The following is a 13,929-nucleotide window of genomic DNA, read 5'->3' on the forward strand; positions in this document are numbered from 1 at the left end:
GCCCCATGTCCGACACCACGACGCATCTGCTGCTGCCATACATCCTAGCGGCGCAGGCCCAGAAACATGTCACCCACAACGAGGCGCTGCGGCTGCTCGACGGGCTGATCCAGCTCGCCGTACTCGACCGCGACCTGACCGCTCCGCCTGGCAGCCCCGCTGATGGCGACCGATACATCATCGCATCAGGCGCGACGGGAGACTGGGCGGGGTGGGACCAGAACGTCGCGCTCTGGACCGACGGCGCCTGGATGCGCCTTCAACCACGGACCGGCTGGCGAGCGTGGGTCGAGGATGAGGGGCTGCTGCTGGTCTACGACGGCGCGGGCTGGGTCGGCACCACGCCCAGCGAGTTGCAGAATATGGCGCTGCTCGGGGTCGGCACGACGGCGGATGCGTCTAACCCGTTCTCGGCCAAGCTGAACGCCGCGCTCTGGACCGCCAAGATGGTGGCCGAAGGCGGCACGGGCGACCTGTTCTACACCATGAACAAGGAGGCGGCGGGCTACGATCTCGGCCTGACGCTGCAGACCAACTTCGTGACCAAGGCGCTGGTTGGGCTGTTCGGTTCGGACAGGTTCCGCTTGGCGGTCTCGGGCGACGGCAGCACCTTCTTCGACGGGCTCAGCGTCGACAACGCCACCGGCATTGTCGATCAACCGCGGCTCCCGCGCTTCAAGGCCTACACGAACTACGACAACTATGTCGGCGTCGGGACCTGGACGAAGATCGGTCTCAACAACACCGATTATGACGATCAAGGCGTCTTCGATGCCGGGACCAACCTGTTCACCGCGCCTGTGGATGGGACCTACCTCTTCGGCGCAACGCTGCTCTACAAGGTCAATTCCAGCACCTCGGCCCGGATGCGCGGGCGGCTTGTTCTGAACGGCGCGACTGAAATCCGGGGCTCCTACGGCGAGATCAGTGGCGCGCATGTCTCGGAAGCCACGGCCCTCTGGCTGCAGACGATGGTGCCGCTGACGGCAGGTGATACCGTCGAGCTGCAGGGGTATTTCCGCGCGCAGGACGGATATTTCGCGGCGGATCACACGTCCTTCTGGGGCTGCAAGATCGGCTGAGCGGAGAGAGGAATACCACATGACACCACCCCGATCCGATCAGGGTTTCGTGCGCATGCCCGACGCCGAGTTCGAGGCCATGCTGGCACGCGCCGCAGAAGAGGGCGCGAAACGCGCGCTCGCCGATGTCGGCCTCGATGGTGAAGAGGCTGCCCTCGACATCCGCGACCTGCGATCCTTGCTCGACTGCGTGCGGCTGGTGCGGCGCACCGCGATGCAGACCGCCGTCCGCATGATCACCACCGGTGTGATGCTGGCGCTCCTCGCAGGCATCACGATCAAGCTCAAAATCTTCGGTGGCAGTCCATAGCCGCTCGCCACCCCAAACTGTCAGTCCAATCGACCCGCCTCGGAGGCGGGTTTTTTCGTTTCTGGAGGATCCCCAATGACCACGACTTTTTACGATCACTGGCGCGAGGTGCCCGAGAGTGCCTGGCGCTGGCCGAATTTCAGCCCGGCCGAGATCGCCTGCCGGGGCACCGGTAAGCTGCTCGTAAACGAACTGGCGCTCGACAAGCTTCAGGCGCTGCGTGACCGGCTGGGCAAGCCGCTGATCGTCCGTTCTGCCTATCGCAGTCCAGAACACAACCGCTCCGTCGGCGGCGCAACCCGGTCGAAGCACATGGACGGTGCGGCCTTCGACATCGCCATGTCGAACCACGATCCGTTGGCGTTCGAAGCGGCGGCGCGGGAGGTCGGCTTCCTCGGCTTCGGTTTCTATCCGCGCTCGGGGTTCATGCACATCGACCTCGGCCCAGCCCGCCAGTGGGGCGAGCGGTTCCCGGTCCGGGAGACGGCATTTGCAGCCGAAACCCCGCCTGCGCGCGAGGTTCTGGCGCAGAGCCGCACCATGAAAGGCAGCGGCGCAGCGGGAGCGGCGACGTTGGGCGCGGCCGGTGTGGAAGTGGCTGAGGCGGTGCTGACCGACACCCAGACAGCGATCCTACCGCTCGTCCCGTATCTCGACACGCTGCGTTGGGTGTTCATCGCCGTCGCGCTCGGCGGTATCGCGGTCACGATCTATGCTCGGTTCGACGACTGGAAGCGTGGGCGGCGATGATCGGCGGCCTCCTCGCTGCGCTCGCGGGATCGGCATGGGCAAGCGCAGCGCTCCGCTACGGCGTCACAGCCTTCGCGATCCTTCTTTTCCTGCTTGCCCTGCGCCGCTCCGGCGAACGCGCTGGTCGCCTCGCGGAACGCCTCGACACCAGGGAGAAAGCCAATGAAGTTCAGAGAAGGATGCTGGAGGCGGCGGCTCGCCGTCCTCGTAATCGCGACGAGCTTGTTGACCGGTTGCGCGACGGCAGGTTTTGAAGCTGGCGGCGTGGCAGCGTGTCCGCCGGTCGTGGAATACAGCAGGGAGTTTCAGGCACGGGCGGCCGAGGAGATGGCGATGCTGCCTGACGGGTCGGCTCTCGTCGAGATGATGGGTGACTACGCTGTTTTGAGGAAACAGCTTCTCATTTGCTTGTCGCAATAGGTTAAAATTATCAACAAAACTCAACGTAACCAATCAGTTCAGCGGAATAGCTTCCATCGCCACTAGCCGAACCTTTGTGCTTCAATTCCCGCTGCAGAGTGGGCTCCATATGCCGCTGAAAAAGTTCAAAACGTTGTTCAACACTCATGATGGGAGGTGAAGTCTTTGCGCGAAGAACAGCTTCTACTTGGCGTTCAGCGGCGGGAATCCGTTGCCCATCCAAATTAACGGCAATGGTTTGAAGTGTGGTTTTTCGTTCTCCCGTGCTGTTCGAAGTCTCAACCATCCAAACAGAGAGGACACCCTGACCAAACTCTGCGCCGTCTATCGAGACGCCGAGATCTTCCGGGGGGACACTACGCCAGCGACCCAACTCCTCTTGGACGACCGGATGGTCTAGTCCTAAAAGGTCGAAGTCATCGCGTGTGGTAGCTGTTTCGCGGTCGAGGGTGAACCGATTGAGGCGAGTTCCGTCTGCTCCAACAAGATCTAACGTTTGCTCATCGACCATGACAATGCTGAGGTTGCGTCCGGCAAATGCTGTTGAAAGAAAGTCGACCAAACGCCCCAAACCAGATGTGACATCAGAAAAGGGCTTGTAGTCGTCCAAACTGAAGCCATCGAGATCTTGGAACAAATCAAATACCACCTCCCTTGCTTCCCGCGCATTAGACAAAGCGGCCTCCAATTCCACGGCTGTCCTTTTTAGTTCCGGATCGCCTAACGCCTCCTGATACAGGCGGTCGTAGTTCAAGCGTTCAGAGAGCTGTCCAAGTATTTGCGATCGAAGATCTTCAGCAACATTCCCTTCGGCATCCACCTTGCCGAGAGTACGGGCAATCTCTTGAAGCTTATCGTCAAGAAGCAGAAAGATCCGTCCTTCGATCGTGTCGGATAAGACTAGATTGTAGACCTGTGCAGTATGCGTTTGGCCATAGCGGTGAATTCGTCCGATCCGTTGCTCCATGTCCATCGGGTTCCAAGGGAGATCAAAATTGAACAGGATGCGCGCGAATTGTAGATTGATACCCTCCCTGCCTGCCGCCGTACAGACAAGCACTCGAGGTCCATTCTTCTGTTTGAAACGACGCTCGGCAGCGACTTTTGCGCCGTGATCACCGCCTCGGAGCACCACGACGCCTTGCCCCGGGTATACTTCTTCGATTTCGCGGGCGAGTAGATCAACGGTGCCTAGGTATGTTGCGAAGATCACGACTTTCTCGTCGGAGTTCTGCCTCCAAAGAACACCGAGCCCATCCAGCAGTTTTTGAACTTTGGTTTCGCGTTGGCTTGGGAAACAAGCAAGCAGATCGGCGATGCGTAGCCGCTCTTCAGGCAGATGAAGTTCTACCGCCGCGGACGCTATGTCCTCTACGTGAGACGAGGCAAATTCGCTGCCATATGGGTCGGAGGCCATTTCAAGCGCTTCTTCGTCCAGCTTCTTTGCCAAGCGGTATTTTAAATCCGCCATCACCCGGTCAACTTCGCTTCGGCTGATCGGATCCCGCTCTAGTCCCCATTCTGCGTGGATTAACTCGCGGGCTTCATCGTAGAGTCGTTCCCGACCTTCAATGTCCAATTCTCGGTCGCGTAGCAGTGCCTCCTGCAGAGTAAGCATCAGCATCCTGCGCTTAAGCGTCCTTCGCACGGCCGCAAAACTTGATGCTGCAATCTTTTGGAAGATCGCCATCAGAAACCCAAGAGCACGGCCTTGATTTCCTTGTCGCTTAGCCAAATCGAAACCGTCTTCAAGATATTCTCTGAGCTTTTCGTAGAAACCGCGCTCTTCCTCTCCCATCAGGAAAGATTCGGTATGCACCCAGCGACGCGCGAACAATGCATCTCCGTCTGGTTTGCACGCGTCCGCCTTTGTTCTCCTGAACATCACGGTATTCAAGCGATGACGGTTTTCGAGCATATCCTCGGGATTGTTAAAGAGCGTCGGGTTCAACAACTGGACCAACATCCAGAACTGGAAGTGGTTGCCTTGGTGCGGCGTCGCAGAGAGCAAAAGCAGGTCGCGAGTATGGCCTTTGAGAGCTTCGCCCAGCTTATAGTTCTCTGTCTTTCGGACCTTTCCGCCGGTGCGGTGCGCCGTCAGATGGTGGGCTTCATCGAAGACCACTAGGTCCCATCGAGGCGCATCGAGAAGCCGCTTAATCCGTGCCGGACGCTTCAATGTGTCAATGCTGGCAATCAGCCTGTCATGTTTGGCGAATGCATTTGTCTTTCGGTCCGTGATATCGCCTGCGGATCCAAAGACTTCAAAATCCAGATTGAAGACATCATTCAGTTCTTCGTGCCAGTTATTCACCAACCCAGCGGGAACCACCATCAAGGCGCGATCCAACTCACCTCGACTAGCCAGCTCTCGAAGGACCAGCGCAGTTTCGATAGTCTTTCCAAGGCCGACTTCATCGGCAATCAGATACCGGCGGGGAGAGGCCGTTGCGATCCGGTGGGTCAGAACAACCTGGTGCGGCAACAGGTCAATCCTTGCGGAGGTAAGCGCTGAGGCGCTTTCCATCGCGGGCAAAGCATGTGCCTCATAGGAAAGCCAAACCTTCTTCGCCCGATCAGCAGTTCCTTCAACAGATCCCAGGATTCGCTCTGTTCTCGACAGTTCGCGCTGGATGCTGGCGACGGGCACGCGGCGTTCGCCGCCGCTGAAGAACGCGCGTAGATAGCCGTCCCGAGGTGCTTCCAAGACAACGCCGGGGCCATGGTCAGAATGGTTGATCCGTTCGCCTGGGGAGTATGTGACCTCTTCAACCTCCATGCTCAGGTGATCCGCAGATGAAAAAGCCCGGCAGGCTTGTTGCCGTTTGCGAGGATGATTTCCTGTGGATACTCGCGTGCTTCGCCCCACAGCAGTCGGCCAAAGTCCAGCGTTTCCCCTCCATATGGTGCAGAGCATTTCCAGGTGACAGCATCGCTCGCCGTCTGAACCTGCAATCGGCGTTGACCACCGGGGAGCCAGAACACCAGTGCGGCATCACCTTCATAGGCATCCTGAAATGACAGGATGACATGCTTGAGCGTGTCTGCGAGCCACTCTTCGGCTTCGGCAGGGGACAGCAGATCGATGCAAGCGTCCAGACCCGCAACGACCAGTGTGTTCCCAGCATTGCTGGGCAGATCGTCGGGCCAGTTCTTCGACGCGCGGATCATTTCGCGGAGGCTGAAAACCTCTCCGGCCTTGGTGACCTCGGAGAAGGCATCGTTCTCCCAGATCCAGCTTACGCCGCGCCGTTGCCAAACCGTGTCATGCAGCAGCTTCATGGTCAGTCCTCCTGAAACAGGGACAGCTGCCGGACCTGGTCTTTGTTGCTGGCGGCCCAGTTGTTGTAGATGGTCAGCGCCCGCGACGCGGCGTTTCGCATCGATTGCGTCTGCCCCCGCTTGCTCAACCATTCGAGCAGGCTTTTCAGGGCGGCGTGCGGTTTGAAGTTTTCGTTCTTCAGCGTGTCCGACGCGTTGATGCCGCTGCCGTCGAAACATGCGCCGATGATCACCAGCGCCTGATCAAGATCGGCGGTCAGACGGCGACGATGCTTGCCCTGCCAATCGCGGGCGAAGGCCAGCGGATCGGCGAGGTGGAACACCTTCTTCTCTTCGCTGCACCAGCCTCGATTGACGAATTCGTCAGGCGCGATGCCGGAACCGCGCAGCAGCTTCTGCATCTGGTCGCGGGCGAGCTCGGTCTTGCCATCGAAGATGCGCAGGAACTGCCGGGTGATGGGCTCCGCGATGACTGGGGGCGGTTCTGAGGCCTTATTGGCATCCTCATCGATCAGCTGGTTGATGCCGACCAGAGCGTCCTTGACCGAGATCGGGCGGCCTTCGTCGACGTAGACCTTGCCATAGTGGCGCGAGAAGTATTCGAGCGCCTTACCACGACGGATGACCTGAAGGTCGGCCGCGGGCAGACCTGCGCGAGCATGGTTTTCCAGCATACCCTGAAGCTGGCGAACGTCGGCCAAGACCTCTCGGCGCATGCGGCCCCAGCTGACTTCCTTGGGCTCTTCAATGCGTTTCCGGCAAACGTGGATAATGTCGTACTCAATAGTTTTTGACCCGAACTCCCCGTCGCCTTTTGTTTCGTCAGATCGGATTGGATAGGTGGCTTCAAGATAGAAACCTGCGTCAAACAGCGACTCCAACACTGAAACCCAAGGCGCATCCTCGCTGTGATGAAATGTAAAGGCCAGCATGCCGCCCGGTTTTAGTATGCGATGGGCTTCCTTCCAGCATTCGGTCAACAGCCTTTGATAGAAAGCATCCGGATCCTCGGGTTCGCGAGCTCGGTTTGCTACAGCTTCCATGGCTTTAGGGGTGAGTTCAGGTTGAAGTATTTCAGGGTACCGATCTTTAAGAACTAGCCTTAACCAGACATAAAAGAAGTCAGACAATTCTGAATAGTGTAGTAGCCCTCCAAATGGCGGGTCCGTAATGACAAGATCTATGGAGTTGTCTTGGTAGCTAATTAGATCGGTCGAAGATACGCAGGAAATATCTTTGACTTCAGTTGGCGCATCGGTGCAGGGGATCTTCTCTGTGCTTCCGACTTGTCCTTCTGAGAGGTTTAAATCGCTTTCAAGCCTGGCCAGTTCCCATGGAGACTGTTTCCACTCCAAGGACTTGAAGAGTGGCTTTGTAGCAGAGCTCCAGGGCCCGTAGCCCACTGGGCAAAACACTCCGGTTTCTACGACGTTTGTTTTAGGGTGAAAATTGCTGTTCGATAGCGCGGGCGCGAGCGTTCCTAGCTTTTTATGCCAGAAAGCAAACATACTCTGGTTTCTCAGGTAGTTCTGGAACGAGCCCAGGACGTACTCTCTGGTTTTCCAATCGTGATCTCCGCATTTAGCAATAGCTTTCAAGATTTGAGCGTGAACAAGAAGTTGCCGCGGATTGAACATTGTCCACCAATGGGTGAAGCCATAGTTCTTTCTTATATCGCTATTGGCAATAACCGTCATAAAGCCATACGGGATTTCGGATTTTGGCCAATATGGCTCCAAATCTGAGACTTTGCGACTCTCCCACTCACGCAAAGCGCAGTTGTATTGTTTTGCAGAATATTCTCCAAAGGGGGCAAAAAATCTCTCGTATGAGAGCTTTTCATCTTTCTTAATGGGTAATATGCCTTGGAACGCATAACCAGCGACCTGGCCGCCCTTGCCAGAGTCTCTTGTCGATTTCATTACGTCTTGTTGAGTGCCGCAAGAGGCGCATGTGAATGTAGACCGTTTTGGAACTGTTCCACTTCCCTTTCCCGTTGGAAAGCTCACGCCTGTTTCTGGGCAGGTTACAGTGTTTGGTAGTTTTCCACGAACTTCCAGGAGGCGAGCATTTAGCGCTCTTTCGTCATTCCATTTTGCTGTTGCTTCCACGCTATCCTGCGGTGACCCGCCGTAGATCAGCCCGTCAGGTGCCGATTTACCGCTGCCCTTTAGCCAATCTGGATGGACAAGCAGTGTTAGACTGATCGCCTTATTCTTACCTTTTCCGAGGCGCACTTGCCCTCGCTGTCCTTCGATGTGCAGGCCGGTTTTCGGATGAATGTGGGCATTGAAAGAAGCCTGGCAGCTAGGGCATATCACGCGCCCATCTTCGGAGAGTACAGCGAATGGATGTTCATCTGGAGCTACATACAGTGGCACATCCGGCGCAAGTCTTGCGGCACTGGCCTCAATGTCAAATTCGGTGTTGCAAGACGGGCATGTGTGCTCCCATCTCTTTACGGAAATTGACTTAACGGCCATCGCAGGATCGGTCATAATAGGAGTGCGATGACCGCAGCCGGTCACCTGGCAAGGTCCGTGCTTGGCCCAGAAGGTGTAAACGATCTCAGGCCCTTCGTAGTCGTAGTCTTTTCGCTCCTCCGGCTTCAATGCCAGCGGATCGAAATCTTGGCCCATGACTTCGCCAGTTGACTTGTGCGTCCAGGTTCCTTTTTCGCCATTCGGGCCGTCGCAGTAGTAGAACGGCATGATCTGCGGCTTCACCTCGGCCTCGATGTCGGCAAGTAGTCGCTCTACCTCACCCAAATCGACATCCGAAAGCTCTTGCTTGACCACGAACCACGCAACGGGGTTCAGGTCGTTCCCCGACATCTGCATGCCAAGGCGCGAGCCCTCGACCAGCGTGGTACCGCCGCCCATGAAAATGTCGGCGACCTTAATGTTATTGAAGGCCCCCTTCTTTTGATGGTTGCCATAGTATTTATCCCAGACCAGCTTGGCTGCGTGGGACGGATCGTCCGGAGCCTTTGTGGCGGCTGCTATAAGTAAGGAGCGGAAAACGCTTGAAGGTCTCCGTGCCCACCACTTTGACATTTGATATATTGGCTTTGTGGTAACACCAGCATGGGCTTCCATTTTGGCGATACCATTGATCGGCAAAATGGGGAAATCTACTTCCAGGCAAGTCTTTTCTCGGTCCGGATTGGCAAAATCTACAGTTTCTGAGGATATTGTTCGCCCTGCTCCGACAGCTCTGGCGATTTCTTGTACGATACGTTCTTTCTTCGTCGCCATGAGCGGGAAATCCTTACTTCGTCAATTCAATAAATGGGCAGAGCATCTCCAGCAGGGAGAGGCCGCCGTGTGCCAGTGTCGGGTAGCCGCCCTGGCTGCGCCATTTCCAACGGCCGAGGGCGAGCAGGTGCGGGCCATGCGGGCTGTTGGCTTGAAGCGCCACGGGGGGAACAAAAGGCCCCGGGTCGTGGTCGCCGGACACAAGCCGACCGCTTTTCAGGGCGCTCTTCAAAAAAGCTGCCTGTTCGTCAGGAGCATCAAAGAATTCACCGGTCGCGGCGTAGCCGTGGTCAGACGTAATGAGGAGGCGGCGACCCGTCGCCAAACGCTCCAGGAACGCCCAGAAGTCATCGCTGGTAAGCTGCGCGGAGATATCGTTCGTGAGAACGCTCAGCCCTTGTCCGGCCCCGGCGGTGGCGTGGAGCTTTGTGTCGGGCCATTGGTGCCAGAAGATCCAGTTGGGCGAAGGATCGATCAGATCGCCGCAATCTTTCCAGGGAAGGTCAATGCATTCGGTTTGTGCAGGCGCGAGCCGATGCAGCATGCCGCCACCGTTGTTCTGCAGCTGGCTACGACTATTGAAGCCAAGTGCCTTGGCGAACGCGTTCGTCTCACTCGGGATCTCCGCCCCATAGGCCGTAGAGGCATGCAAGGTGAAGCCACGCTCTTTCGCTCCCTCAATGATCCAAGGCATTTCCCGCAAGCTCAGCCCGTCGAGGATCAAGACTGCTTTCTTGCTGTACGGCTTGCCCCACCATTCGCTGACCTGATCGGCGTTACGCGGAACCACATCTCCGAACGCTTCCCATAGATCCCATGCGACTGAAGAAAGAAAATGGTCCAGCTCTCCAATTGAGCGATCGCGACGTGTGACTTCGGCCGATGCATTGTTCACGCTCAAAGGGGCGCAACAAGTCTCCAGAACTAGATCAAACACCGCTCGCCAAGCTTCTTCATCCGTCGCATTCGTCAGATCGCCAAGGTGCCGGGTGTCGAGCGCCATTAGCTATCCTCCTTGTCCAACGAAATCTCGAACGTCATGCCATCAGGCAGCTTCTTCAGTATCTCTTTAAGCTGCGCGCCAGTTGCAGCCGACACCTTCAGAGTCACTTCCTTAACCGGTGTTGCCGGGCCGATGCCCCAGCCTTCCATCTTTCCGATTAGGTTGAGCGGCGACGTGGGTGCGCTGAACAAAGGTGTGCGGCCACCGCTCGTCCCGCCGCCGAAAATCCCGCCCGGCGCTGGCCCTGTGCCCCCCGGGTCGTCGGCTGGTCCTGCCCCAGTAGGGGCATCCGTGGGCGGCTCGCCTCCTGTGCTAGGCCCTCCGAAAAGCCCCCCAGCCGGAGGGGTGCCAGCGGGTGGCGCTACTGGTGCGGATCCTCCTGTCGAAGGCACCGCAGATGGCTTTAGGAGGAAGACTTCATCCAGTTGACGACCCGTTAATCCAAGTTTGGAACGCAGTCTTTTCCAAGCTGTATCTTCGTCTTCACCTGCTTGAGCCTGCAGATATTCCATGCTCCGAAGATTGATCGCGACTTTCCCACGCGCGCAAAGCCGAATGATCCTCTCTTTCATTGCTGTTTCCCCAAGCCAGGGAATGCAGTCTTGTCCAGAAGGACGGGGTTCTTGCAGCTCCTTCAACAGCTTTCCGACGGAGCTGTTGTTGTTCGCGGCCTCCAAAACTAGATCTTGGAAGTCCTCGGGCACAAAGAGGTCGCTTGTAAGTGAAGCTTCAATAGCATCAGGGATTTTGGAGCCCTGTTCTTTGAGCGTTTCAATGTGGAAAACACATTGCGACGGATCGGAGAAATTCCACCGGTGCAGGGCCGCAAAGCGATCAAAGCGTTTCTTGAGAATGTCGCGCAGCTCGCCTTGGTACTTCGTTTGTAGCTTCCGGTATTCAGGGTTCTGTGCCCCCCACTCCTGAGCCTTCATTTCAGCGCGAGCGAGAATAAGCAGGTCTCTATCATAGAAGGCGTTCGTGGATCCTGAACGTGGCAACAAGAAACGAACCGTATTGCGCCGTTTCTGAAGGTGCTCCTTCAGCCATTGACCTAGCCGTTCATTTAAACGATCAGGTTCTTCTGGCAAAACTAGGATCGGTAGTCTGTCGTCCCATTTGTCGGGATGCTCGCCTTCGTCCAGGCCAGTCCATGGATCAGTCAACCAATTCCGCGGAAGTGCGATGACGCGGAAATTCTTTGCGACCTCCTCCGTGCCACCGATAACGTATCGGATCTCTTTCGCCAGCTGCACCAAGTCGGTGCCATCGGTGAAGAGCTTGTCATTCCTGGCAGATGCCATGACCTTGGCTTGAGGATTCTCCTCTTCCTTGAAGACGAGTCGCGTTCCATCCTGATGGATGTTGAAACTGTTCTCGATGATCGTCGCCAGTTCCACCTGGAAGGAGTTATCATCGATCTTGTTGGCCTTTGTGATGTCGGCTTGTAGGACAGCAGGTTCCGCTCCAGCCATATTGCCCACTGCGATTGATCGCAGCCAAAGGGCACCCACGATATCCTCTAAGTGAGGCGCTTTGGTTGTGTGGTCTGGAACCGCCTCAACAACCGACGTCAAATTTCGACGAGCTTTATCTCGCAGTGCGCGATGCTGCTGATTTGCGACCGAGTCGAGCAAAGCGCCTATACCGGTAGCCTCATCGTCCAGTTTGAAATCCGCAGAAGTCAAAACTGGGGTGCTCTCTCCACGACTCTTAAACAAACTTGCCAGAATGCGGATCAAGTCCCGCGTTTCTTGGGCGTCGGTAGCTACGAGAACCTGATCTTCAAGAAGCTGCAAAAGATGGGGCGCGAATGGCCAAGACTCTCTAAAGTCATGGAGCTTTCGGTCTTGCTCTGCTGAAGGGACATTGAGCAGTCGAAAGAACTCAGCCACATGGGTTGCTAAAACGCCATCCACTGCAGAGTCGTCAATTTGGAGTCTGTTTTCAAATAGTCGGTGCAGTAGCATCCTGCGGCGATCATTCTGAATTTTGTCGGGACTACCTCCAGCGCGAAAGTCTACTTGTACCGGATTTACGCGGTGAATTTGCTGATAAGCATCGCTTGTTCCATTTCGAACAGACACGACAAGGACAAGAAGGTCAGGATGTTCCTTCGCAATTTCAGACAAGATCTGAACAAAGTTGAACGCCCAATTCTTCCAAGGATACTGCTTAGTGTTGGTGAGCCCATCGAACCAAGTCTGGAATTCATCCAGAAGAAGCATCATCGGGGTGTGACGAAGGAGCTCTAGAATCAGCTGATCGGAAGGGATGTCCGGCTTAGCCGAACCCATTCCTTCCCATTTACCCTTGATATATGTTCCGTGAGGATGGCGATCAAAAAGAATGTCCCACAGAAATTTGTAACGCTGGCGATGCAGGCTTTCTCCGATCACCAGCATTTCGTCACGAAGTGGAATTGCCCCTGTTTTGGGATCACCGAGTTTTCCTGACCAATCTGAAAGCCACGCTTGGGTCGATTTCGGGTCACTAACAGCGTGATATAGCGCCGCCATTAAGTGCGACTTGCCGAGCCCACGCTCCCCGATCACCACGACGGGACGTCCTTGGCTGGGACCGACGGCCTCAATACCCTTGAGAAGATCCAAAGTTGGATACGTTATTTCCAGAAAATTCTCTGCCGGCACTTGAGTAGCGCCAGTATTCGACTCGTTTGAGAGTTCGATAGCTGTGCCTTTCAGGCGCCGCCCCAAAAACTCATCCCTTAATTTAAGCCCTAGCATCGAGGTCCCCTCAAACTCCGGTCTCAGCACGGTTCAATTCCGTGTGAGGTGTTAATAAAACAATCTGCTGATCCTGCGGTTTCCTAGCACCTGGATCGGTATCGAGCCCCAGACGTTTCAGAGCATAGTAGAGGAGAGCGCGTCGAACTTTGATTTTCGCCCTGCCACCGCGCATTCCATAGTCGAGCGCGATCACATTCTTCTGGTTTTCAGAGAGTTCGGGGTGGGGAGCAATCTCAAGCGTGACGTGCTCTTGCCAATCGGCATCGGCCGCATCCGTAGTTCCGCTGGCCTGTACACCACGTGTCTGGAGGATGCGCGAAAGCAGGAAGTCCTTGAAAACTTCGTCGGTTTTACAGAACGCCCGGGTGTGCCACCGAAAGCCATCGAACCCAATGGCGTGGGGCGCGATCCACCGCCAGCTCGGCTCCGGGCGCGAGAGGGACTGATACTTCACCTCGATCGCTTCAGAGCGACGGATGGCACTGACAACGGATCGCAGGATGACAGGGTTCACACCACGGGCCGGAGTGGGCGTGGCGTCATAGGCTGGTAGTTCGGCAATCCACGCGTCGTCGCTGTCCATGAGGCCATCAGCCAAAGAGCGAAGCTGTGCGAGGTAGCGGCTAGCATCGGGTTTCAGGAACTGTGCAGCATATTCGGGGCCTCGGACATACGTCCGCGCACTCTTGTCGTAGACCATGTTGTCCGGCGCTATACCGATATAGCGGTTCAGATCGGCGGACGCTTGGTTCACCGATAGTCCAAACTGCTCCATCAAGTCGCTTCGGTTCACATGTCCCTCCCAAAACAATCGGAACTCGATGAACTCGAGGCGCTGCGCGACCCCCCAACGAAGCTCCGACTTCCCGTTTTCCACTTCGCACTCCCGACTCAGCGCGCATGATTAATGTACGCGCCCATTTTTTGTGCTCACTGCACGCTAGCGGGGAGTCGTTTAGGGTTCAATCGAAATCCTGCGATTTTTCGGGGGTTTGCTCGAACGAATAGGACCGGACCGCTAGTTGTGAGCCAGGCATGCCGGGCAACACTCTTTGCACCTAAGAATCAACCGAAACTG

General features: G+C 56.4%; 10 protein-coding genes. 4 read left to right on the top strand and 6 right to left on the bottom strand.

The features are described from left to right. Nucleotides 1–5: 5 nt before the first annotated feature. The 4 genes from KW83_RS07490 to KW83_RS19760 all read left to right on the top strand — a co-directional run bounded on the left by KW83_RS07490 (nt 6) and on the right by KW83_RS19760 (nt 2,396). Nucleotides 6–1,082, top strand: coding sequence for a DUF2793 domain-containing protein (locus KW83_RS07490; protein WP_036177019.1), 1,077 nt, complete (start codon nt 6–8; stop codon nt 1,080–1,082). A gap of 19 nt (nt 1,083–1,101) precedes the next feature. After that, nucleotides 1,102–1,392, top strand: a complete 291-nt coding sequence (locus KW83_RS07495; protein ID WP_036177021.1) for a DUF6127 family protein — start codon at nt 1,102–1,104, stop codon at nt 1,390–1,392. Nucleotides 1,393–1,467: 75 nt separating this feature from the next. Further along, nucleotides 1,468–2,142 (top strand): YcbK family protein, encoded by a 675-nt coding sequence (locus KW83_RS07500; RefSeq protein ID WP_036177022.1) that lies wholly within the window; start codon nt 1,468–1,470, stop codon nt 2,140–2,142. After that, nucleotides 2,139–2,396 (top strand): hypothetical protein, encoded by a 258-nt coding sequence (locus KW83_RS19760; protein WP_081904508.1) that lies wholly within the window; start codon nt 2,139–2,141, stop codon nt 2,394–2,396. Before KW83_RS07500 ends, KW83_RS19760 begins: the two co-directional genes overlap by 4 nt. 176 nt (nt 2,397–2,572) lie before the next feature. Here the strand turns inward: KW83_RS19760 and KW83_RS19765 are convergent, their stop codons facing one another. The 6 genes from KW83_RS19765 to KW83_RS07535 are packed head-to-tail and all read right to left on the bottom strand — an operon-like array spanning nt 2,573 to nt 13,728. Next, nucleotides 2,573–5,341 carry a DEAD/DEAH box helicase gene (locus KW83_RS19765; RefSeq protein ID WP_081904509.1) on the bottom strand — a complete coding sequence of 923 codons (2,769 nt, stop codon included), beginning with the start codon at nt 5,339–5,341 and terminating at the stop codon, nt 2,573–2,575. Nucleotides 5,342–5,343: 2 nt separating this feature from the next. Further along, nucleotides 5,344–5,844: a hypothetical protein gene (locus KW83_RS07515; RefSeq protein ID WP_036177029.1), complete on the bottom strand. Its 501-nt coding sequence runs from the start codon at nt 5,842–5,844 to the stop codon at nt 5,344–5,346. A gap of 2 nt (nt 5,845–5,846) precedes the next feature. Next, the gene (locus KW83_RS07520) at nt 5,847–9,101 is read right to left on the bottom strand and encodes a hypothetical protein (RefSeq protein ID WP_036177031.1); all 3,255 of its coding nucleotides are present in this window, start codon (nt 9,099–9,101) and stop codon (nt 5,847–5,849) included. 13 nt (nt 9,102–9,114) lie between these two features. Continuing rightward, a complete protein-coding gene (locus KW83_RS07525; RefSeq protein ID WP_036177033.1) occupies nt 9,115–10,104 on the bottom strand; it encodes a hypothetical protein in 990 nt (329 codons plus the stop codon). After that, complete coding sequence (locus tag KW83_RS07530; RefSeq protein WP_200879667.1) at nt 10,104–12,878, bottom strand: DUF499 domain-containing protein; 2,775 nt, start codon at nt 12,876–12,878, stop codon at nt 10,104–10,106. The genes KW83_RS07525 and KW83_RS07530 overlap by 1 nt, the downstream gene beginning before the upstream one ends. After that, the gene (locus tag KW83_RS07535; protein WP_036177035.1) at nt 12,859–13,728 is read right to left on the bottom strand and encodes a WYL domain-containing protein; all 870 of its coding nucleotides are present in this window, start codon (nt 13,726–13,728) and stop codon (nt 12,859–12,861) included. The genes KW83_RS07530 and KW83_RS07535 overlap by 20 nt, the downstream gene beginning before the upstream one ends. Between the last annotated feature and the right edge of the window lie 201 nt (nt 13,729–13,929).

The sequence above is a fragment of the Palleronia rufa genome (assembly GCF_000743715.1).
In the GTDB taxonomy this organism is placed as follows: domain Bacteria; phylum Pseudomonadota; class Alphaproteobacteria; order Rhodobacterales; family Rhodobacteraceae; genus Palleronia; species Palleronia rufa.